The following is a 21,847-nucleotide window of genomic DNA, read 5'->3' on the forward strand; positions in this document are numbered from 1 at the left end:
GGGACGTGCCGCCGGCCGCACCGTGCCGCCGTCAGCCGCAGTCAACAGCGCAGCGCTATGCCGGGGGAGGACCCCGAGACCCCCGGGGAGGGCCCCTACCTCGATGTCCGTGCACAGTCAGCCGGCCGCGCAGGCCGCGCAAGCCGCCGCCCAATATCACGACGGCACCCCCGAGTTCCCCCGGCACGTCGTCACCGCCGTGATCGTCTCCCACGACGGCGCTCGCTGGCTGCCCGACGCCCTCGCCGGACTGCTCGGCCAGGAACGCCCGCCCCAGCAGATCCTGGGCGCCGACACCGGCAGCGCCGACGCCTCCGCCCGGCTGCTCGGCGAGGCGCTCGGTGACGACCGGGTACTCCACCTCGCCCGCCGCTCCGGATTCGGCACCGCCGTCGACGAAGCCGTCCGCGCCGCCCCCCTCCTCGGCCCCGACGACCTGCCCTACCTGCGCCGCCCCAGCGGCTGGGACCCGGTCGGCCGCACCTGGCGCGACGACGCCTACGACCTGCCGGAACTCCCGCACGGCGAGCCCGTCCAGTGGCTGTGGCTGCTCCACGACGACTGCGCGCCCGAACCCGGAGCCCTCACCGAACTGCTGCGGGTCGCGGACGCCAGCCCCTCCACCGCCGTCGTCGGGCCGAAGCTGCGCAGCTGGTACGACCGCCGCCAGCTCCTCGAAACCGGCGTCAGCATCGCCCGGAGCGGCCGCCGTTGGACCGGCCTGGACCGCCGCGAACAGGACCAGGGACAGCACGACCAGGTGCGTCCCGTACTGTCCGTCTCCACCGCCGGCATGCTCGTGCGGCGCGACGTGTACGAGCAGTTGGGCGGCTTCGACCGCAGACTGCCCCTGATGCGCGACGACGTGGACCTGTGCTGGCGCGCCCAGGCCGCCGGGCACCAGGTCCTCGTCGCCCCGGACGCCGTGCTGCGGCACGCCGAGGCGTCCGCCCGCGAACGCCGCCCCATCGACTGCGTCGGCCGCTCCGTCGCCAGCCCCCACCGCGTCGACAAGGCCGGCGCCGTCTACACCCTCCTGGCCAACACCCGCGGCGCCCTGCTCCCGTACGTCGCCCTGCGCATCGTCCTCGGCACGCTGCTGCGCGTCCTCGCCTACCTCGTCGGCAAGGTCCCCGGACAGGCCCTCGACGAACTCGCCGGCCTCTTCGGCACCCTGCTGCGCCCCGGCAGAATCCTCGCCGCGCGCAAGAAGAGAGGCCGCCCCGCCGTGGAGGCGAGCGAGCTGCGGCCGCTCTTCCCGCCGCCCGGCGCGACCGTACGGGTCACCGTCGAACAGGTCGCGGGCAACCTCGCCGGACGCTCGGCGCCCGAAGCCGCCTCGGCCGGCCGGCACGGCGCCGTCGAGTCGGGGCCCGGCGGCGACGACGCCGACTACCTGGAGATCGAGCAGTTCGCCCGGCTCAAGCGGATCGCACGCAAACCGGCCCCGGTGCTCTTCCTCGTCCTGCTCGTGGTGTCGCTGATCGCCTGCCGCTCCCTGCTGGGCTCCGGCGCGCTCTTCGGCGGCGCCCTGCTCCCGGCCCCCGCCGGCGCCTCCGACCTGTGGTCGGCCTACCTCGACGGCTGGCACGGCACCGGCACCGGCAGCACCGCCGCCGCGCCCCCGTACCTCGCCGTCCTCGCCCTGGTCGCGACCCTCTTCCTCGGCAGCACCGGCACGGCCGTCACCGTCCTGCTCGTCTGCTCCGTGCCGCTCGCCGGACTGAGCGCCTACTTCGCCTCCCGGCCGCTGGTCGGCTCCCGCCTGCTGCGCGCCTGGGCGAGCATCGTCTACGCCTTCCTGCCCGCCGCCACCGGCGCCCTCGCCGGCGGCCGCATCGGCACCGCGGTCCTCGCGGTCCTGCTGCCGCTCATGGCGCGCGCCGCCATCGCCGCCGGCGGCCTGCGGCTGAACCCCGGCACCCGGCCGAGCTGGCGCGCCGCCTGGGCGTACGCGCTGCTGCTCACCCTCACCACCGCCTTCACCCCCGTCGTCTGGCCGGTCGCGGTCCTGCTGGGCGTCGCGCTGCTGGTCCTGCGCGCCCTGGACGGCAACCGCGGCCTGCTCCTGGCGTACGGGCTGCGCTTCCTCGCCGTCGCGGGCACCCCGCTCGTCGTCCTGGCGCCCTGGTCGCTGTCCCTGCTGGCCCACCCCTCCCGCTTCTTCCGGGAAGCCGGGCTGGACCTCGGCGCGGGCCCGGCCTCCGTACTGGACCTGGTCGGCATCAGCCCCGGCGGCCCGAAGGCCGCGGGCGGGGTGCTGCTCCTCGGCATCGTGCTGGCCGCGCTGGCCGCCACGCTCCGCGACGACCGGCAGCTCGCCATCCGTACCGCCTGGGCCGTGGCCGTGACCGGACTGCTGTTCGCGGCGCTGGCCAACCGCTCCGCGTGGGCGGGGCCTGCCGTCCTCGTCTACGGGCTGGCGCTGCTGTGCGCCGCCGCCGTCGGCGCCGAGGGCATCCGCTCGCGCATGGAGGCCCTCGGCTTCGGCTGGAAGCAGCCGGTCGCCGTGCTGATCGCGCTGTCCGCGCTGCTCGCCCCGCTGTACGCGGCGGCCGGCTGGATGATCACCGGCGCGGCCGGGCCGCTGGAGCGCCGCGACCCCGTACAGGTCCCGGCGTTCGTCGCGGAGGACTCCGGCTCCACCGACCGGGCGCGCACCCTCGTCCTGGACGGCGGCGCGGGGCACGTCGCCTACACGCTGGTACGCGGCTCCGGCGCGAGCCTCGGCGACGCCGACATCGCCGCCGCGACCGGCGAGGACAAGCGGCTCGGCGGCATCGTCGCCCACCTCGTCGCCGGCTCCGGCGCCGACCAGACCAACCAGCTCGGCGGCTACGCGGTGCGCTACGTCCTGGTCAGGGACGGCGCGTCCCGCGAGATGGGCCGCGTCCTGGACGCGACGCCGGGCCTGACCCGGCTCAGCCAGGACGACGGCAGCGCCCTGTGGCGCGTGGACCAGCGCGTCTCCCGGGTGTCGATCGTGCCGGGCGAGACCAAGGACGGCACGCGCGCGGGCAGCGCGGCGGCACCCGTCCCGGTCGCCGCCGGACCGGTCGAGGCACACACCGACCTGCCCAACGGCGCCGACGGCCGGGTGCTGCGGATCGCCGACACCGCGGACCCCGGCTGGCAGGCCACCCTGGACGGCAAGGCGCTCAAGCCCGTCACGCTGGACGGCTGGGCCCAGGGCTTCCAGCTGCCCGCGGGCGGCGGCCGCCTCGACCTCACCTACGACGACCCCGTCGGCCACACCCTGTGGATGTGGGCGCAGGGCCTGCTCGCGGTGTTCCTGGTGGTGCTCGCGCTGCCGGGCCGCCGCCGCGAGATCGACGACGACCTGCCGGAGGACGGCGTGGCCGCGGTGCCGGCCGAGGCCGTCGCGGGCGAGGGCCGCCGGGCGCGGCGGCTGCGGGCGGCACAGGCCGCCGACGCGCCCGAGGGCGGCGACGGGCCGGGCGTCCCCGGCGCGCGGGCCGGCGAGGAGCCGCTGCCCGACCCGATGGCCGCACCGGCCGCCGACCCGTACGCGGCCGTCCCGCAGCAGCAGGGCTACGACCCGTCGCACGCGTTCGGGCAGCAGCAGCTGTACGACCAGTGGCAGACGCAGGGAACCGACCAGCCGCAGGCCGACCCGGCCGGGCAGCCCGCCTACGCGCCGGGCGACCCCTACCAGGGCGCGCAGCCGTACGGTCAGGACCAGTACGGGCAGCCGTATCCCGGCGCCGACTCCTACCAGGTGGATCCCCACCAGGCCGCCGACCCTTACCAGGCGGGCGCCTACGACCCGTACCACTACGGGCAGCAGCAACCCCCGCAGCCGCCGCACCAGCAGCCCTACGACGACGGCACGACGTACCGCGGCTCCTACCCCGAGCCCCGCCGCGACGGGAGCGACCAGCAGTGAAGCGCACCATCATCTCCCTGATCGGCGCGGCCGCGGCGCTCGGCGCGGTCACCGGCGTCGCCGCCGTCACCGCCCCGGACGGGCCGCGGGACACCGCGTCCAAGGGCGCCTCCCGGCTGCCCGTCGAGCGCTCCGCGCTGCTGTGCCCGCCGCCCACTTCTTCGGAGGTTGGCGACACGGCGTACACCGCTTTCACGCCCAGGACGGCGGGCGGCAAGGCCGGTGCCAAGGGCACCGCGGGGCTGCTGCCCGCGCAGCCGGGCGGCAAGCCGCAGGACGGCAAGAACCCGCAGGCGGCGCCGGGCGTGCAGCCCGTCGCGCCCTTGAAGGAGGCCGGCAAGCCGGTCACCGTGAGCACGGACAAGGCGGGCGCACCCGCCCTCGTCGGGTCCGCCGACGGCGCCCTCGCGCCCGGCTGGACCGTCCAGCAGACCACCAGCGTCGCGGCCGGCAGCGGGCGCGGTCTGCTGGGCCTGACCTGCCCGGCGCCGGACACCGACTTCTGGTTCCCCGGCGTGAGCACCGACAAGGACCGCCAGGACTACGTCCACCTCACCAACCCCGACAACACCCCGGCCGTCGTCGACCTCGACCTGCGCGGCAAGGAGGGGCCCCTGAAGTCGGCCTCCGGCGAGAACATCACCGTGCCGCCGCACTCCACCGTGCCGGTGCTCCTCTCCACGCTGGCCGGCACGCCCACCCCGGACGCGGCGCTGCACGTGATCGCCCGCGAGGGCCGGGTCGGCGCCTCCGTACAGGCCGCCGACGCGAAGCTGGGCGGCGACTGGCTGCCGGCCGCCGCCGACCCCGCGCCCGGCGCGGTGCTGCCCGGCATCCCCGCCGACGCCACCTCCGTCCGCCTCGTCGCCGTGGCGCCCGGCCGGTCGGACGCCGACCTCACGGTGCGGCTGGCGACCCCGAACGGCCTGATCACCCCGGCCGGCGTGGAGACGCTGCACGTCAAGAGCGGCATGACGGCGTCCGTCGACCTCAAGGACGTGACCAAGGGCGAGGCCGGCTCGCTGGTGCTGACGCCGGCGAACGGCTCCGGGGCGCCGGTCGCGGCGGCCCTGCGCGTCGTACGGGGCAAGGGCGACAAGCAGGAGTCGGCCTTCATCCCGGCGGCCCGGCCGGTCGGGCAGCGGGCCACCGCCGCCGACAACCGGGACAAGGGCAGCACGCTGTCCCTGGTGGCGCCGGAGAAGGGCAAGGACGCCAAGGTCACGGTCACGGCGTCGGCGGGCAGCGAGGGCGGCGAGCCGGTCTCGAAGACGTACACCGTCAAGGGCGGCAGCACCCTCGCCGTCGAACCACCGCGCCCCCAGGGCCTCAAGGGCTCCTACGCGCTGACCGTCGAACCGGCGGCGGGCACCGGCCCGGTCTACGCGGCGCGGACGCTGGCGCTGCCGCAGGGCGGCCTGCCGGCGTTCACCGTCCAGACGCTGCCGGACGACCGGGGGACGGTGGTCGTGCCGACGGCGGGCGAGGACCTGTCGCTGCTGACGCGGTGAGCGGGCGGGCCGCCGGGTCACGGCCCGGCGGCCTCACTCCTGTCCGTAGCGCGGGTCGACCGACTCGGGGGCCAGGCCGAGGAGTTCGGCGACCTGCTCGACGACGACCTCGTGCACCAGCAGGGCGCGCTCGTCGCGGTTCTTCGTGCGGATCTCGACGGGGCGGCGGTAGACGACCACGCGGTCGCGCTGGTCGCCGGACGCGGGCAGCAGCCGGCCCAGCGGCACCGTGTCCTCGTCCTCCGCGGGCCCGCCGGGCCCGAACCCGGGTACCTCCACGACCAGGAAGTCGACGTCCGCGAGTTGCGGCCAGCGTCGCTCCAGCCGGTCCCGCGAGTCGTAGACGAGGTCGACGAACGCGTCCGCTCGGCTCACGGAGAGCGGCACCTGGGGCGGCGCGACCGGGCCGCGCATGCCGCGGCCGTGGCGGTCGCGGTGGCGCGGGCGCGGTTCCGTCGGTACGGGAGGTCCCGCGGCGTCGTCGCCGGGGGCAGGTACGGGGCTGTCCATCAGGACCGAGCGTAACCGTCCGGGCCCGTAGGGGACGGGAGAGCGGCGGATCCGGTGCCATGTCGTCGACTGACCGGTCAGAGTCTCGTTACGTTCGTTTGTGACCTTGCATCGGACCAGGAATCGCATGAGGAATGACACGGAATGCACACAGTCGTAACGATTTTTGGGACGCTCCGCCGTCCGGCGCAGCGTTCCCGGCGCAGGCCGGCCCGAGCGCCCGCAGGTCAGGCGCACCGGACGAACCGGGACGACACGGTCGGGTGAGGTCGTGGAGAGTCATCGCGGCCCGCTCAAGAGTGCGGTACCGTCCAACGTCGTGAGCCCTGTACGTCGCTGTTCGCGCACTGCGTGCGGCCGCCCCGCCGTCGCAACGCTGACGTACGTCTATGCGGATTCGACCGCCGTGCTCGGACCGCTCGCCACCTACGCCGAGCCCCACTGCTACGACCTGTGCGCCGAGCACTCCGAGCGGCTGACCGCGCCGCGCGGCTGGGAGGTCGTGCGCCTGGCCACCGACACCGGACCCGCCCGCCCCAGCGGCGACGACCTCGAAGCGCTCGCCAACGCGGTGCGCGAGGCGGCCCGTCCGCAGGAACGCGCGGCGGGCGGCAACGGCCCCCAGGTCAGCGGACCGAACGGGCGCGACGCGCACCCGATGGAGGTCGCCCGCCGTGGCCACCTGCGCGTCCTGCGGTCGCCGGACTCCTGACCCGCGCGCGGACGGCCGCCGCCGGGCCCGTCCGCCGGGCGGTCACTTTCTCCCTGAGCATTGACGCCGCCTCCGCGCGGACACCACCATGCCTCCACTCCCGAATGATCCGCTTCCGTATCGCGGAAGGTGACGGGGGAGCTGTCCACCGGGAGGCCGTGTGTTCGTACAGCAACTGGAGCCCGTAGCCGACTTGCTCGCCCTGTCCGCGCTCGTCGCCGCGACTCCGCTGGTCACCGTCCTCGTCCTGCTCGGCGCGGTACGCATGCGCGCCCACCACGCCGGGCTCACCGGCCTCGCCGTCGCCCTCGCCACCGCCTGCCTCGGCTACGGCATGCCCGCGGGCCAGGCCCTCTCCGGCGCCGCCCAGGGCGCGCTGTTCGGCCTCTTCCCGATCCTGTGGATCGTCGTCAACGCCCTGTGGGTGTACCGGATGACGGTCCGCACCCGCCACTTCGACGTACTGCGCCGCTCCTTCTCCGGACTCTCCGCCGACCCCCGCGTCCAGGCCCTGGTCATCGCCTTCTGTTTCGGCGCCCTGCTCGAAGCCCTCGCCGGGTTCGGGGCCCCCGTCGCGATCAGCGCGGTGATGCTCGTCGCGCTCGGCTTCGCCCCGGTCAAAGCCGCGGTCGTCGCCCTCGTCGCCAACACCGCGCCGGTCGCCTTCGGCGCCATGGGCACCCCCGTCGTGACGCTCGCCCAGGTCACCGGCCTGCCACTGGACACCGTCGCCGCGGTCGTCGGCCGCCAGACGCCGCTGCTCGCCCTGGTCGTACCGCTGCTGCTGGTGTTCCTGGTCGACGGGCGGCGCGGCCTGCGCGAGACCTGGGCGCCCGCGCTGGCCTGCGGACTGGCCTTCGCCGCCGTGCAGTTCGCCGCCGCCAACTACGTGTCGGCGCAGCTCGCCGACATCGGCGCGGCACTCGCCGGAGCCGCCGCGCTGGTCGCGGTCCCCAGCTCCCGCAGGCCCGCCTCCGAGCCGGTACGGGCCGCCGTACTGACCGGCGCACGCAGCGAGGACCTGGACGTCCGCGACTCCCGCGCCGACGTCGTACGCGCCTACGCGCCCTACGCCCTCATCGTCACCGTCTTCTCCCTCGCCCAGGCCCCGCCCGTCAAAGACCTGTCGGCGCACGCGACCCGCACCGTCGACTGGCCCTTCCTGGACGTCGCGGGCCCGGACGGCGCACCGGTCGCCGGCAACGTCTTCACGCTGCCGCTGCTCGCCACCGGCGGCACGCTGGTGCTGCTGGCCGGCGCGCTGAGCGCCGCGGTGCTGGGCGTGCGGGCCGGGACCGCCGTACGGGAATGGGCCGCGACCGTACGCGAACTGCGCCACGCGATCCTGACCGTCACCTCGGTCCTGGCGCTCGCCTACGTCATGAACCTCTCCGGACAGGCCGCCACCATCGGCCACTTCGTCGCCGCCGCCGGTGCCGGACTGGCCTTCCTGTCACCCGTGCTCGGCTGGTTCGGCGTCGCCGTCACCGGCTCCGACACCTCCGCCAACGCCCTCTTCGGCGCCCTCCAGGTCACCGCGGCCCGCCAGTCGGGGCTCTCGCCCGCCCTCCTCGCCGCCGCCAACAGCTCGGGCGGCGTCCTCGGCAAGATGATCTCCCCGCAGAACCTGGCCATCGCCTGCGCGGCGGTCGGACTGGCCGGACGCGAGGGCGACCTGCTGCGCAAGGTGCTGCCGTGGAGCCTGGGACTGCTGCTGGTGATGTGCCTGATCGTGGTGGGACAGAGCACGGCGGCACTGGGGTGGATGCTGCCCTGACCGGGGCGCGCCCGCACCGGCCTCCCCACGGGCTCCTACGGGTAGGTTGGGAACCCCGTAATGACATCAGGAGGGCTGGCTGTGACTGATCTGTCGCAGATCGTGAAGGCGTACGACGTGCGCGGTGTGGTCCCCGACCAGTGGGACGAGACACTGGCCGAGCTGTTCGGCGCGGCCTTCGCCCGCGTCACCGGCGCGACCGCGATCGTGACCGGGCACGACATGCGGCCCTCCTCGCCCGGCCTGTCCCGGGCGTTCGCCCGCGGCGCCGCGGCCCTCGGCGTGGACGTGACCGAGATCGGGCTGTGCTCGACCGACGAGCTCTACTACGCCAGCGGCGCCCTGGACCTGCCCGGCGCGATGTTCACCGCCTCGCACAACCCCGCGCAGTACAACGGCATCAAGATGTGCCGGGCCGGCGCCGCCCCGGTCGGCCAGGACACCGGCCTCGCCGACATCCGCGCGCTCGTCGAGCAGTGGCGCGACGGCGGCGCCCCGGAGCCCGCCGCGGCCCCCGGCACCATCACGCAGCGCGACGTCCTCGGCGACTACGCCGCCCACCTGCGCGGCCTCGTCGACCTCTCCGGCATCCGCCGCCTCAAGGTCGTGGTGGACGCCGGCAACGGCATGGGCGGCCACACCGTCCCCACCGTCTTCGCGGGCCTGCCCATCGACCTCGACGCCCTGTACTTCGAACTCGACGGCACCTTCCCCAACCACGAGGCCAACCCCCTGGACCCGGCCAACATCACCGACCTCCAGGCCCGCGTCCGCGAGTCCGGCGCCGACATCGGCCTGGCCTTCGACGGCGACGCCGACCGCTGCTTCGTCGTCGACGGCAACGGCGACCCGGTCTCCCCCTCCGCCATCACCGCCCTGGTCGCCGCCCGCGAACTGGCCAAGCACCCCGGCGGCACGGTCATCCACAACTGCATCACCTCCTGGTCCGTCCCCGAGGTCGTCAAGGAGCACGGCGGCACGGCCGTGCGCACCCGCGTCGGCCACTCCTTCATCAAGGGCGAAATGGCCAGGACCGGCGCCATCTTCGGCGGCGAACACTCCGCGCACTACTACTTCCGCGACTTCTGGAACGCCGACACCGGCATGCTCGCCGCCATGCACGTCCTGGCGGCACTCGGCGGCCAGGACGGCCCGCTGTCCGAACTGGTCGCCCAGTACGACCGGTACGCCGCCTCCGGCGAGATCAACAGCACCGTCGGCGACCAGACCGGCCGCCTCGACGCGATCAAGGCCGCCTACGAGGGCCGCGAGGACACCGCACTGGACGAGCTGGACGGCCTGACGGTCACCACCGCCGACTGGTGGTTCAACCTCCGCGCCTCCAACACCGAACCCCTGCTGCGCCTGAACGTCGAGGCCCGGGACAGCGCGACGGTCGAGCGGGTACGCGACGAGGTCCTGGCGATCGTCCGCGCCTGACGCGGCACGGACGCCCACCCGACGGGGGCGCGCGGGCCCGGCCCGGCGCCCCCGCCCACCCCGCCGGGCCCCTGCGGCGCGTCCCCGCGCCCCGCCCGGCGGTACGCTGGCAGTGCCGTAGCCACGCCGAAGGAGAAGCCCCCATGCCGGTCGACGCCAGCCTGATCGAGATCCTCGCCTGCCCGGCGTGCCACGCCCCGCTGGCGGACCGGTCGGACGCCGACCCGGCCGAGCTGCAGTGCACCGGCAAGGAATGCGGCCTGGCCTACCCCGTACGCGACGGCATCCCCGTCCTCCTGGTGGACGAGGCCCGGCGCCCCGCCTGACCCGGACCCCACCCCGCCCGCACCGGCGATCGGAGGCAGCGCTCACCATGCTCGACGAGTCCCTTCTGGACACACCCGAAGCGCTGTCCGGCGCCGACCGCTACGGACTGCTGCGCGGCGTCGCCGAATCCGGGGCACGGGTCCGCACCGCGGCCCGCAACGCCGCCGAATCCGGCATCGGCGACCTGCGGCCCGACGGCCGGCCCCGCACCGTCCTCGTGGCCGGCCCCGCACCGGCCGCCGCCTGCGTCGCCGACCTCTTCGGCGCCCTCGGCGGCGGCACCTGCCCGGTCACCCTCATCCGGCCCACCGGCGTCGCGGCCCGGCCCGGCGCGCTGCGCTGGACCCTGCCCGGCTGGTCGGGCCCGCTGGACCTGCTGCTCATCGCCGGCCCCGACGGCACCGACCCCGGCCTCGCCCAGCTCGTCGAGCAGGCGTACCGCCGCGGCTGCTCCGTCGTCGCCGTCACCCCCGCAGGCGGCCCGCTCGCCGACGCCGTCGTCCAGGCACGCGGCCTGACCGTCCCCCTGGCCACCACCCCGTACGACGCCGAGTTCGACGTGGCCGGCGCACCGCCCGCCGCCCCCGGCACCCTCTGGTCGCTGCTCATCCCGATGCTCGCGCTCGCCGACCGGATCGGCCTGCTCAACGCCCCGGCCGAGCTGCTCGGGCAGCTCGCCGACCGCCTCGACCAGGTCGCCGAACGCTGCGGCCCCGCCATCGAGACGTACTCCAACCCCGCCAAGACCCTCGCCGCCGAACTCGCCGACGCGCTCCCGCTGATCTGGACCGAAGGCACCGTCGCCGGCGCCGTCGGCCGGCACTTCGCGACCGTACTGGCCGCACTCGCCGGCCGGCCCGCGCTCGCCGGCGAACTGCCCGAGGCGATGACCACGCACGGCGCGCTGCTCGCCGGCCCGTTCGCGGCCGGCGCCGACCCGGACGACTTCTTCCGCGACCGCGTCGACCAGCCCACCGCCCTGCACGCCCGCGTCGTCCTGCTCCGCGAGGAAGCCCCGGGCCCGCTCTCCGCCGCGCCCGCCGCCCGCGACCTGGCGCTACAGGACGACACGCCGGTCAGCGAGCTGGAACCGGAGGACGGCAGCGCCCTGGAGAAGGCCGCCGAACTGCTCGCCGTCACGGATTTCGCCGCCGTTTACCTGGCGCTCGCCGGCACCGGGGGAGCATGAGGCCCCGGCCGGCGCCCACCGCACCGCCCCGAGGCACGGCCCGCCGGCACCGCACGCCCTAGACCCGGCGCGGCTGCGGCGCCCCGCGCAGCCCCGAGCGAAGAATCAGGAACCGCCACCATGGACCGCCTCACGAACACCGTGCGCCCCTACGCCTGGGGCTCCACCACCGCCATACCGCGACTCCTCGGCACCGAGCCGACCGGCGAACCCCAGGCCGAGATGTGGCTGGGCGCACACCCCGGCGCCCCCTCCCGCCTCGACCGCGACACCGGGCCGGTCTCACTGGCCGACGTCATCGCCGCCGACCCGGAAGGCGAACTCGGCCCGGACACCGTACGGGCCTTCGGCCCCCGCCTGCCCTTCCTGCTCAAGCTGCTCGCCGCCGGCTCCCCCCTCTCCCTCCAGGTCCACCCCGACCTGGCACAGGCCAAGGAGGGCTACGCGGACGAGGAGCGGCGCGGCATCCCGCTCGACGCCCCGCACCGCAACTACAAGGACGCCAACCACAAACCCGAACTGATCTGCGCCCTCACCCCCTTCGAGGGCCTCTGCGGCTTCCGGCACCCGGCCGGGACCGCCGACCTCCTCGACGCACTCGGCGTGGCCGGCCTCAAGCCGTACGCCGACATCCTGCGCGCCGCCCCCGAGGACGCCGCGCTGCGCGAGGTCCTCACCGCCGTACTGGGCGCCGGCCACGACGAGACGGCCGAAACCGTCACACAGGCCGCGGCCGCCGCCCGGCGCCTCGCCGCCGAGGGCGGCCCGCACGCCGACGCCTGCGCCGCCTACGCCGCCATCGCCCACCACTACCCGGGCGACCCCGGCGTGCTCGCCGCCATGCTCCTCAACCACGTACGGCTCCAGCCCGGCGAAGCCCTCTACCTCGGCGCCGGCATGCCGCACGCCTACCTCGACGGCCTCGGTGTCGAGCTGATGGCCAACTCCGACAACGTGCTGCGCTGCGGACTGACCCCCAAGCACGTGGACGTACCGGAACTGCTGCGCGTGGTGCGCTTCGAGGCGGGGGACGCGGAGGTGCTGCGCCCTGAGGAGGCGACGGCGTCCGGCGAGGAGGTCTACGACACACCGACCGGCGAATTCCGGCTCTCCCGGTACGTCCTGGCCCCCGGCGCCGAGCCCCGGACACCCGGCGACCGCACGCCGCAGATCCTCTTGTGCACCGCCGGAACGGTCGCGCTGCGGGAGGCGGCCGGCGGGGAGCTGACACTCGCACCCGGCGAGTCGGCCTACGTACCGGCAGGCGAGCGCGTCGGACTCACGGGGGAGGGCACGGTCTTCCGGGCCACCGTGACGGCCTGAGGACGATACGGGCGGGACAGGACAGTACGGGTGGGGCTGGGGCGGTACGGGCGGGGGCAGGGCGGTACGGGCGGAGTCGGGGAGCCCCCATGGCGTCCGGCCGGCGGCCCCGTGCGCGCCCCGGCGACCGGGCTGCAACAATGACCCGCCTAAAGGGTTCGTAAAGAGGGCCCTCGGAGCGGCCTCGGAGCAGGCTGCGCACCGCAGCCGGTCGACGGAAGGGACATGCGCCACCCATGAGTGCATCAGGCGGAACCAAGGCGATCGTCGCGGCGCTGGGCGCCAACCTCGCGATCGCGGCGGCGAAGTTCGTGGCCTTCGCCTTCAGCGGATCGTCCTCGATGCTGGCCGAAGGCGTCCACTCCGTCGCCGACTCCGGCAACCAGGGACTGCTGCTGCTCGGCGGCAAGAAGGCAAAGCGCGCCGCCACCGAGGAACACCCCTTCGGCTACGGCCGCGAGCGCTACATCTACGGCTTCCTCGTCTCCATCGTCCTGTTCACCATCGGCGGCGTCTTCGCCCTGTACGAGGGCTACGAGAAGATCCACGACCCGCACGAGCTGGACAACTGGGTCTGGCCGGTCGGCGTCCTCGTCTTCGCGATCATCGCCGAGGGCTTCTCCTTCCGTACGGCCATCAAGGAGTCCAACGAACTGCGCGGCAAGCAGACCTGGCCCCAGTTCGTCCGCCGCGCCAAGGCGCCCGAACTCCCCGTCGTCCTCCTGGAGGACTTCGGCGCGCTCGTCGGCCTGGTGCTCGCCCTCGGCGGCGTCGGCCTCACCCTCGCCACCGGCAACGGCGTGTGGGACGGCATCGGCACGATGTGCATCGGCGCCCTCCTCGTCCTGATCGCCCTGGTCCTCGCCGCCGAGACCAAGTCCCTGCTGCTCGGCGAGGCGGCCGGCCCCGAACAGGTCGCCAAGATCCGCGCGGCCGTGGTCGACGGCGACACCGTCACCCGCGTCATCCACATGCGCACCCTCCACCTCGGCCCGGAGGAACTGCTCGTCGCCGCCAAGATCGCGGTGCAGCACGACGACACCGCCAAGGAGGTCGCGGACGCCATCAACGCCGCCGAGGCCCGCATCCGCGAGGCCGTGCCGATCGCCCGCGTGATCTACCTGGAACCGGACATCTTCAACGAGTCCGCGGCAGCCGCGGGCGGCAACCCGGCCAAGACCCCGGGCGGCGCCTGACCTGCGGTACGCGACGGGGCCCCGCACTTTTGCCGGTGCGGGGCCCCGCCGCGTACCGGCGAGGGCGCGGGGCCCCGCCGCGTACCGGGCGGATCCCGGCGGCCTCTGCGGCCGTACGGCTACCCGACGGCCGTACGGCTACCCGACCTCGCCCAGCACGCGCAGGACCGCCGACTCGTCCGGCGCGCCCTGCAACCGCGCCCGGAAGTCCGGGTCCATCAGCTTCCGCGACAGCAGCGCCAGGATGCGCAGGTGCTCGTCACCCGCCGCGGCCTCCGGCACGGAGATCAGGAAGACCAGCTTCGCGCGCGTACCGTCCAGCGAGTCCCAGTCGACACCCGCCGCCGAACGCGCGAACCCGACGACGGGAGCGGTCACCGCGTCCGTCTTGGCGTGCGGGATCGCGATCTCCTCGCCGAGCCCGGTGGTGCCCTGCGCCTCCCGCGCCAGCGCCACCCTGACCAGCTCTTCCACGTCCGTCACCTTGCCGGAACGCGCCGCCAGCTCCGCCATCTCGCGGATCGCGGCCTCCTTCTCCGTGGCCGCCAGCCGCACCCGCACGGTCTCCCGCGTCAGATGGCCGGACAGCACCACCGGCTCCTCGGCCGACGCGGCTCCGGCCGAGGACACCCCGGCCGAGGTCGCCCCGGCCCCGGCCGGCGATGCCCCGGTCCCGTCCACCATCGCTCCGGCTCCCGCCACCATCGCTCCGGCTTCCGCCATCGCCGCGGTCGCCCCGGCCGTCGGCGGTACGGGGGCCACGGCCGCGCCGACCCCGGCCAGCACCGGTTCCGGCGCCGCGGCCACGCGCGCGCCCGCCGCGCCGCCCTTCCCGCGGTCCGACACGTTCACCAGCGCCACCGTCGCCAGCGCCGTCACCACCGAGCCGACCGCCACGGCCACGAAGAACATCGGCACCCCGCCGACCGCGCCCAGCACCGCCACGATCGGCCCGCCGTGCGGCACCGCGTCCGTCACCCCGGCCATGCCCGCGACGGCACCGGCGACCGCGCCGCCGAGCATGTTCGCCGGGATGACCTGCGCGGGCCGCGCCGCCGCGAACGGGATCGCGCCCTCCGATATGCCGAACAGCCCCATGAACAGCGCCGCCATGCCGGTCTCCCGCTCCTGCTCGGAGTACAGCCGACGGCGGATCAGCGTGGCCAGGCCCTGGCCGAGCGGCATCACCGGGATGGCGGCGGCGCACATGCCCATGACGGTCTGGTTGCCGGACGCGATCAGCCCCGCACCGAAGAGGAACGCCGTCTTGTTGACCGGCCCGCCCATGTCGAACGCGATCATCAGGCCGAGGACCGCGCCGAGCGCGATGGCGCTGGTGCCGGTCATGCCGCTGAGCCAGTCCGTCAGGTGTGTGAAGACCCACGAGATCGGCTTGCCCAGCACATAGATGAAGAACAGCCCGAGCGCCGCCGTCGCCACGATCGGGATCACGATGATCGGCATGATCGGCCGTACGAACCGGGGGACCCGGACCTTCTTGATCCACATCACCAGGTAGCCGGCCAGGAAGCCGGTGACGATCGCCCCGATGAACCCGGCGCCCGCCTTGGAGTCGTACAGCTCGCCGGTGTTGGCGATCCAGCCGCCGATCATGCCCGGCACCAGCGCGGGCCGGTCCCCGATCGCGTACGCGATGTAGCCGGACAGGATCGGCACCATCAGCTGGAACCCGATGGTGCCGATGTCGTTGACGTGCGCCCAGAAGGAGCCCTCGGGAATCACCAGCCCCTTCGGCGTCGGCTCCCCACCGACCGCCAGGGACAGCGCCAGCAGCAGGCCGCCGACCACGACGAACGGGATCATGTAGCTGACGCCGTTCATCAGCGCCTTGTACGCGAGGCTCCGCTCCTTGCCGCCGCCGGAACCGCCGGACCGCGCGCTCGGCGCCCCCGTGCCGCCGCCGCTCGCGTCACCGCTGCCGCCGTACACGGGCGCGCTCCGCACCCGCTCGATCAGCTCCTCGGGGTGGCGGATGCCCTCGGCCACCCCGACCACCAGCAGCCGCTTGCCGACGAAGCGCGCCGGATCGACGTCCTTGTCCGCGGCGACGATGATGCCGTCAGCCTCTTTGACATCGTTGTCAGACAGGACGTTTTCGGCCCCGATCGAGCCCTGCGTCTCGACCTTCATCACATGGCCGAGCGACTCGGCAGCCTGGCTCAGCTTCTCGGCAGCCATATACGTGTGGGCGATACCGGTCGGGCAGGCGGTCACGGCGAGCAGCCTCAGCCCGCGCCCGCTCCTCCCCACGCCCTCGGGGGGATCAGCTGGACTGGTGGTCACGTGGTTCTCCTAACGAACGAGCGCGCGAGGTGATGTACGAGGTGATGTGCACAGTGACGTACGAGGTGACGTACGAGGTGACGTGCGAGCTTTCCCGCGCTCCTCGCATCCTGCAACAGAGAAGGACCCGTGCACAGTGCCCGAAGCCACTCCGGCCCACGGGCCGGCCGCCCGACCTGCTGCCCCGGCCTGCCGCCCCGACCTGCGAGCCCGCGCCGGCGGGCGGCCCGCGAGCCCACCTGGAGGCCCACCGCCCCCAAGGCCGGGCGCCCACCGATTCCAAGGCCGGACACCCGCCGCCCCCAAGGCCGGACACCCGCCGCCCCCAAGGCCGGACACCCACCGGCCCCAAGGCCGGACACCCACTGGCTCCAGGCCCGGACGGCCACTGGCTCCAGGCCCGGACGGCCACCGGCCCCAGGCCCGGACGGCCACCGACTCCAAGGGCGGGCTGGGGTTCCCCCGGGCGTCCGGTGTAGATTCGAGAGCAGTGCCAGACGTCGCTGCTGATGGCGGTCGGGCGGCCCGCCCCGCGGACCGGCCGAGGGAGAGAGGGCCTCCGACGGACTGCGCTGCGGCCAGGGGAGAAGTGTGTCCGCGCACGCGGCACCGCCCGAACGGCACGCCGCTCCGAGCGGTGCGCCGCCGACGCGGTGTGTCCGCGCGCGGCCCACCGGGCGGTAACGTCCCCACCTGCCCGCGCCGCAGACTGCCAGCCAACCACCCTCGACCACGGGAGCAGCCCGAATGTCGACCGCAGCCAACAGCCAGGACTTCAAGGTCGCCGACCTGTCCCTCGCCGCCTTCGGCCGCAAGGAGATCACCCTCGCCGAGCACGAGATGCCCGGCCTGATGGCGATCCGCAAGGAGTACGCCGCCGCGCAGCCGCTGGCCGGCGCCCGCGTCACCGGCTCGCTGCACATGACCGTGCAGACCGCCGTGCTGATCGAGACCCTCACCGCCCTCGGCGCCGAGGTCCGCTGGGCCTCCTGCAACATCTTCTCCACCCAGGACCACGCCGCCGCCGCCATCGCGGTCGGCCCGAACGGCACCCCCGAGAACCCCCAGGGCGTCCCGGTCTTCGCCTGGAAGGGCGAGACGCTCGAAGAGTACTGGTGGTGCACGGAGCAGGCGCTGACCTGGCCGAACTCGCCCACCGGCGGCCCGAACATGATCCTGGACGACGGCGGCGACGCCACCCTCCTGGTGCACAAGGGCGTCGAGTACGAGAAGGACGGCAAGGCCCCCGCCGTCGAGACCGCGGAGAACGACGAGCACCGCGCCATCCTGGAGCTCCTCAACCGCACCCTCGCCGAGAACCCGCAGAAGTGGACCAAGCTGGCGTCGGAGATCCGCGGCGTCACCGAGGAGACCACCACCGGCGTGCACCGCCTGTACGAGATGCAGCGCGACGGCGTGCTGCTCTTCCCGGCGATCAACGTGAACGACGCCGTGACCAAGTCGAAGTTCGACAACAAGTACGGCTGCCGCCACTCCCTGATCGACGGCATCAACCGCGCCACCGACACCCTCATCGGCGGCAAGACCGCCGTCGTCTGCGGCTACGGCGACGTCGGCAAGGGCTGCGCCGAGTCGCTCCGCGGCCAGGGCGCCCGCGTCATCATCACCGAGATCGACCCGATCTGCGCGCTCCAGGCCGCGATGGACGGCTACCAGGTCACCACCCTGGACGAGGTCGTCGAGACCGCCGACATCTTCGTCACCACGACGGGCAACAAGGACATCATCATGGCCTCCGACATGGCCAAGATGAAGCACCAGGCGATCGTCGGCAACATCGGCCACTTCGACAACGAGATCGACATGGCCGGCCTCGCCGCCATCGACGGCATCGTCAAGGACGAGGTCAAGCCGCAGGTCCACACCTGGACCTTCCCCGACGGCAAGGTCCTGATCGTGCTGTCCGAGGGCCGCCTGCTCAACCTCGGCAACGCGACCGGCCACCCGTCCTTCGTGATGTCCAACTCCTTCGCGGACCAGACCCTGGCCCAGATCGAGCTGTTCACCAAGCCGGCGGAGTACCCGACCGACGTCTACGTCCTGCCCAAGCACCTGGACGAGAAGGTCGCCCGCCTCCACCTCGACGCCCTCGGCGTCAAGCTCACCACGCTGCGCCCCGAGCAGGCCGCCTACATCGGCGTCACGGTCGAGGGCCCGTACAAGTCCGACCACTACCGCTACTGATCCCGGTGACCCCGGCGCCCGCCCTGCCACCGCGCACGGCGGGCACCACCACCGGCAGCCGGTGAACCAGGCCCCCGTCCAGCACCACGGCGGGGGCCTGACCCGTACTACCGGACCCGACCAAGGACCCCCATGCCCCGCGGCCGATACTCCCTGCACGACCCGCACGACCACACCCCCCTCGGCGAAGAACACTTCCACTGCGCCACCGGCCCGTCGGGCTGGCGCTACGTCTCCCAGCTCACCACTCCCTCCGGAGACCACGCGGGCTCCGTCGACCTCACCCTCGACGACCTCGGCCGCCCCATCCGTCTCGAACTCCACGCCGGCGGCTGGCAGGTCCGCGGCGCCGCCCTCGAAGGCGTCACCTGGGTCCGCACCGACCCGGCCGGCGACCACGCCACCGAAGGCAACGTCCCCGCCCACGCCTTCACCGGCGCGTCCCCCGCGTTTCTCGTCGCCACCGCCCGGCTGCTCCGCCCCGCCCCCGGCGCCGGAGCCGTCCGCACCCGCCTCGTGGCCTTCACACCCCCCGTCCTCGCGCCCCGCACGCTCGACCAGTCCTGGGCCCTGGTGAAAAGGACAGCACACGCCACTGACAACGGCCCGCTGACCGCGGACGAATACCAGGTCAACGACCTGGAGACCGGTGAACAGCACGCCGTACACCTCGCCGGCGACGTCGTCCTGTCCGCACCCGGCATCGAACTCGAAGACCTGGAAACCCCGCCTTCGACCTTCACCTGACCGGCGACCCCCAGCCCGCCGGCCCCCTCACACCGGCCCCCTCACACCGGCCCCCTCACACCGGCCCCCTCACGCCGGCCCTCACGCCGGCGGCGCGAACCCCGAACGACGCTCGCCGCCACCCTCCGGCCCGCGCTCGGACCGCACCGGCCCGGCCTCGCCGCCACCGACCGGCCCGGCCGTAGCGCCGCTCCCATGCCCGGCAGCAGGCACCGCGTACGGCGCCACCGAGGGCGCAGGAGCCGCGTACGGCGCTGCCGTGGGCCCAGGCGCCGCATACGGGGCTGCCATGGGACCAGGCGCCGGAGCCCACGTACCCTGCTGCCCGCCCCAAGCCGCCGCAGGCCCACCGCCCGGACGTCCGTCCCCACCCCCGGGCCCGGCGGCCACCGGCCCCGGAGCCCCCAGCGGCGCGCCGAACGCCCGCTGCGCCTCCCGCGCCTGCCGCTCACCCGCCACCGCGGCCAGATACACCGCCGGCGGCATCCCCGCCGGCACCGACGCCCCCGTCCAACCGCACAGATCCCCCGCCAGCCGAGCCGCCATCCCCCCGCCGACCTGCGGATCCAGCTGGCCCATCCGGCTCAGGAACTGGCGCACCGTAAGCCACCAGCCGTCCGGAACCCGCGACAGGTCCAGCGCGCCCAGCTCCGCCGCCAGCCACGGCGGCGGAGGCGGCAGCACCGGCATCCCGCGCGGCGTGGGTATCCGCTCCCGTACGACCACGGTCCCCGCGAACACGTCGCCGAGCCGCCGCCCCCGCGCCGACACCAGCGAGGCGATGCACGCCACCACGCCCATCGTCATCACGATCTCCACGGCACCTATCGCGCCCCGCACCAGCGCGTGCCGGAACCGGATCGGCCCGCCGTCCTCGCGCACCACCCGCAGCCCGCACACCAGCTTGCCCAGCGACCGGCCACGGCTCAGCGTCTCGACCGCGATCGGCACCCCGACCAGCACCAGCACGAACAACGCCACCTGGACGGCGGCCACCGCCGCCTCGTCCATCGACCCCGTGGCATTCAGCATCAGCACCGACACCAGGAGGTAGGTACTCCAGGCCGCGGCGAGATCCACGAGCACCGCCAGCGCCCGGCTCGGCAACCGGGCAGGCCGCAGCCCCAACACCACCGCTTCGCCCGTTACGAGCTCGTTCACGCGCCGTCCTCCCATACCCCGGGCCGTACGAACCGTTCCGTACCGCTGCCCGCCCCACTGCCGACCCGCCCAGTCTGCCAAGCTGACAAGACACTCACCTCACGGCGCCGCCAGGAGCGAAACCCCATGGACCTCGATGTCTTCGTCACGGCCCACCGCGCGGAGTGGGACCGGCTCGAAGAACTGCTGCGCCGCAGACGCCGTCTCACCGGCGCCGAGGCCGACGAACTGGTCACCCTCTACCAGCGGACCACCACCCACCTGTCCCTCCTCCAGACCAGCGCCCCGGACCCGGTCCTCACCGGACGCCTCACTTCTCTGGTGGCGCGCGCCCGCAGTACGGTCACCGGCGCACGTAAGGCATCCTGGCGCGACGTCGCCCGGTTCTTCACGGTCTCCTTCCCCGCCGCGGTCTACCGCCTGCGCCACTGGTGGATACCGACGGCCCTCCTGTCCATCGCGGCCGGCGCGCTCATCGCCTGGTGGGTAGCCGCCCACCCCGAGGTGCAGGCCGCCATCGGCGCCCCCGAAGACCTCCGCGCCATGACGCGCCCGGGCGGCGAGTACGAGACGTATTACTCCAGCCACCCCGCCGCCTCCTTCGCGGCCCAGGTCTGGACGAACAACGCACAAGCCGTCGCCCTCTGCCTGGTCCTCGGCGCCTTCCTCGCCCTGCCCGTCTTCTGGGTCCTCTTCCAGAACATGCTCAACCTGGGCATCGGCCTCGGCCTGATGTCGGCCGCCGGCCGCCTCGACACCTTCCTCGGCCTGCTCATCCCGCACGGCCTCCTGGAACTCACCGCAGTCTTCGTCGCGGCCGGTGTCGGCCTGCGTCTCGGCTGGACGGTCGTCGACCCGGGCCCGCGCACCCGCCGCACCGCCTTGGCCGAGGAGGGCCGCACCGCCCTCGGCGTCGCGATCGGCCTGGCCGCCGTCCTGTTCGTCGCGGGCGCCCTCGAAGGCTTCGTAACCCCCTCCGGTCTGCCCACCTGGGCCCGCATATCCATCGGTGCCGCAGCAGAGGTGGCGTTCCTCGTCTACGTGTACGTGCTCGGCGGCCGTGCCGTCCGAACAGGCGAAACGGGGGATGTCGACGAGTCGGATCGCGCAGCCTTCCTCCCGACGGCCGCCTGATGTGCAGGCACCCCCTCTGACCTGCTAATCTCCTCATCGCCCCAAGAAACCCGTTGACACGGGTGAGGCGGGGAGGTAGATTCGAACGGTTGCCACGGACTAGACATGTTCGAGCGCAACAGTTAGTCTCTCGTCTGCTTCCGCCGGAAAATACTTCCGCGAAGCACTTCCGAACCTTTATCCGGAAAATGTGAGCCGATTCAGATCGGCGAAACACTTCTGATAAAGTCGGAACAGCCGAAAGGCAAACCCCCTCCGACATCATCGGAAACGAATTCAGCCCGGCAACGGACTGCAAATCGGATCTGCTAGAGTCGGAAAGGCCGAAAAGCGAAAGCCGGACGGCCACCCCGCTCCAACAGGGGGCCGGAAACGGAAAGCGGAAACGCCGAACGGATCTGGTA

General features: G+C 73.9%; 15 protein-coding genes. 12 read left to right on the forward strand and 3 right to left on the reverse strand.

Translation table 11 applies throughout. From position 1 onward, the window contains the following. The first annotated feature begins 103 nt into the window (after positions 1 to 103). Positions 104 to 3,907 carry a glycosyltransferase gene (locus tag ACH4OW_RS30935; RefSeq protein ID WP_398031091.1) on the forward strand — a complete coding sequence of 1,268 codons (3,804 nt, stop codon included), beginning with the start codon at positions 104 to 106 and terminating at the stop codon, positions 3,905 to 3,907. Further along, positions 3,904 to 5,418, forward strand: a complete 1,515-nt coding sequence (locus ACH4OW_RS30940; RefSeq protein WP_360126860.1) for a DUF5719 family protein — start codon at positions 3,904 to 3,906, stop codon at positions 5,416 to 5,418. The genes ACH4OW_RS30935 and ACH4OW_RS30940 overlap by 4 nt, the downstream gene beginning before the upstream one ends. A gap of 33 nt (positions 5,419 to 5,451) precedes the next feature. On the opposite strand, the gene ACH4OW_RS30945 is transcribed toward ACH4OW_RS30940, so the two are convergent. Beyond that, positions 5,452 to 5,928, reverse strand: a complete 477-nt coding sequence (locus ACH4OW_RS30945) for a metallopeptidase family protein (RefSeq protein ID WP_398031093.1) — start codon at positions 5,926 to 5,928, stop codon at positions 5,452 to 5,454. A gap of 271 nt (positions 5,929 to 6,199) precedes the next feature. Between ACH4OW_RS30945 and ACH4OW_RS30950 the strand changes: the two genes are divergently transcribed. The 7 genes from ACH4OW_RS30950 to ACH4OW_RS30980 all read left to right on the forward strand — a co-directional run bounded on the left by ACH4OW_RS30950 (position 6,200) and on the right by ACH4OW_RS30980 (position 13,892). Further along, complete coding sequence (locus ACH4OW_RS30950; RefSeq protein ID WP_360126855.1) at positions 6,200 to 6,640, forward strand: DUF3499 domain-containing protein; 441 nt, start codon at positions 6,200 to 6,202, stop codon at positions 6,638 to 6,640. Between the two features lie 160 nt (positions 6,641 to 6,800). Further along, positions 6,801 to 8,417 carry an L-lactate permease gene (locus ACH4OW_RS30955; RefSeq protein ID WP_398031095.1) on the forward strand — a complete coding sequence of 539 codons (1,617 nt, stop codon included), beginning with the start codon at positions 6,801 to 6,803 and terminating at the stop codon, positions 8,415 to 8,417. A gap of 81 nt (positions 8,418 to 8,498) precedes the next feature. Beyond that, positions 8,499 to 9,857, forward strand: coding sequence for a phosphomannomutase/phosphoglucomutase (locus ACH4OW_RS30960; protein WP_398031097.1), 1,359 nt, complete (start codon positions 8,499 to 8,501; stop codon positions 9,855 to 9,857). A 143-nt stretch (positions 9,858 to 10,000) separates the two neighbouring features. After that, positions 10,001 to 10,183 carry a Trm112 family protein gene (locus tag ACH4OW_RS30965; protein ID WP_360126846.1) on the forward strand — a complete coding sequence of 61 codons (183 nt, stop codon included), beginning with the start codon at positions 10,001 to 10,003 and terminating at the stop codon, positions 10,181 to 10,183. A 47-nt stretch (positions 10,184 to 10,230) separates the two neighbouring features. Beyond that, positions 10,231 to 11,373, forward strand: coding sequence for an SIS domain-containing protein (locus ACH4OW_RS30970; protein WP_398031099.1), 1,143 nt, complete (start codon positions 10,231 to 10,233; stop codon positions 11,371 to 11,373). A gap of 120 nt (positions 11,374 to 11,493) precedes the next feature. Continuing rightward, entirely contained in the window at positions 11,494 to 12,696 is a 1,203-nt protein-coding gene (gene manA / locus ACH4OW_RS30975; protein WP_398031101.1) for a mannose-6-phosphate isomerase, class I, read from the forward strand. Positions 12,697 to 12,932: 236 nt separating this feature from the next. Continuing rightward, positions 12,933 to 13,892: a cation diffusion facilitator family transporter gene (locus ACH4OW_RS30980; protein WP_360126838.1), complete on the forward strand. Its 960-nt coding sequence runs from the start codon at positions 12,933 to 12,935 to the stop codon at positions 13,890 to 13,892. A 138-nt stretch (positions 13,893 to 14,030) separates the two neighbouring features. On the opposite strand, the gene ACH4OW_RS30985 is transcribed toward ACH4OW_RS30980, so the two are convergent. After that, positions 14,031 to 16,127 (reverse strand): fructose-specific PTS transporter subunit EIIC, encoded by a 2,097-nt coding sequence (locus tag ACH4OW_RS30985; protein WP_398031110.1) that lies wholly within the window; start codon positions 16,125 to 16,127, stop codon positions 14,031 to 14,033. A gap of 816 nt (positions 16,128 to 16,943) precedes the next feature. On the opposite strand from ACH4OW_RS30985, the gene ahcY reads away from it, so the two are divergent. Together ahcY and ACH4OW_RS30995 are read left to right on the forward strand one after the other, a co-directional pair. Then, positions 16,944 to 18,401 carry an adenosylhomocysteinase gene (gene ahcY / locus ACH4OW_RS30990; RefSeq protein WP_360126832.1) on the forward strand — a complete coding sequence of 486 codons (1,458 nt, stop codon included), beginning with the start codon at positions 16,944 to 16,946 and terminating at the stop codon, positions 18,399 to 18,401. 132 nt (positions 18,402 to 18,533) lie between these two features. Further along, positions 18,534 to 19,148, forward strand: coding sequence for a hypothetical protein (locus ACH4OW_RS30995; protein ID WP_360126829.1), 615 nt, complete (start codon positions 18,534 to 18,536; stop codon positions 19,146 to 19,148). Positions 19,149 to 19,229: 81 nt separating this feature from the next. Here the strand turns inward: ACH4OW_RS30995 and ACH4OW_RS31000 are convergent, their stop codons facing one another. Beyond that, positions 19,230 to 20,309 carry an RDD family protein gene (locus ACH4OW_RS31000; protein ID WP_398031102.1) on the reverse strand — a complete coding sequence of 360 codons (1,080 nt, stop codon included), beginning with the start codon at positions 20,307 to 20,309 and terminating at the stop codon, positions 19,230 to 19,232. A gap of 126 nt (positions 20,310 to 20,435) precedes the next feature. Here ACH4OW_RS31000 and ACH4OW_RS31005 point away from each other — a divergent pair, with 126 nt between their 5' ends. After that, positions 20,436 to 21,443 (forward strand): stage II sporulation protein M, encoded by a 1,008-nt coding sequence (locus tag ACH4OW_RS31005; RefSeq protein ID WP_398031104.1) that lies wholly within the window; start codon positions 20,436 to 20,438, stop codon positions 21,441 to 21,443. Positions 21,444 to 21,847: the final 404 nt, after the last annotated feature.

This window comes from Streptomyces sp. NPDC017056 (assembly GCF_044332485.1).
Taxonomy (GTDB): Bacteria; Actinomycetota; Actinomycetes; order Streptomycetales; family Streptomycetaceae; genus Streptomyces.

Coding starts and splice junctions, on each gene's coding strand:
- ACH4OW_RS31005 (WP_398031104.1), top strand. CDS start 20,436: ATGGACCTCGATGTCTTCGTCACGGCCCACCGCGCGGAGTGGGACCGG.
- ACH4OW_RS30935 (WP_398031091.1), top strand. CDS start 104: ATGTCCGTGCACAGTCAGCCGGCCGCGCAGGCCGCGCAAGCCGCCGCC.
- ahcY (WP_360126832.1), top strand. CDS start 16,944: ATGTCGACCGCAGCCAACAGCCAGGACTTCAAGGTCGCCGACCTGTCC.
- ACH4OW_RS30965 (WP_360126846.1), top strand. CDS start 10,001: ATGCCGGTCGACGCCAGCCTGATCGAGATCCTCGCCTGCCCGGCGTGC.
- ACH4OW_RS30980 (WP_360126838.1), top strand. CDS start 12,933: ATGAGTGCATCAGGCGGAACCAAGGCGATCGTCGCGGCGCTGGGCGCC.
- manA (WP_398031101.1), top strand. CDS start 11,494: ATGGACCGCCTCACGAACACCGTGCGCCCCTACGCCTGGGGCTCCACC.
- ACH4OW_RS30970 (WP_398031099.1), top strand. CDS start 10,231: ATGCTCGACGAGTCCCTTCTGGACACACCCGAAGCGCTGTCCGGCGCC.
- ACH4OW_RS30995 (WP_360126829.1), top strand. CDS start 18,534: ATGCCCCGCGGCCGATACTCCCTGCACGACCCGCACGACCACACCCCC.
- ACH4OW_RS30945 (WP_398031093.1), bottom strand. CDS start 5,928: ATGGACAGCCCCGTACCTGCCCCCGGCGACGACGCCGCGGGACCTCCC.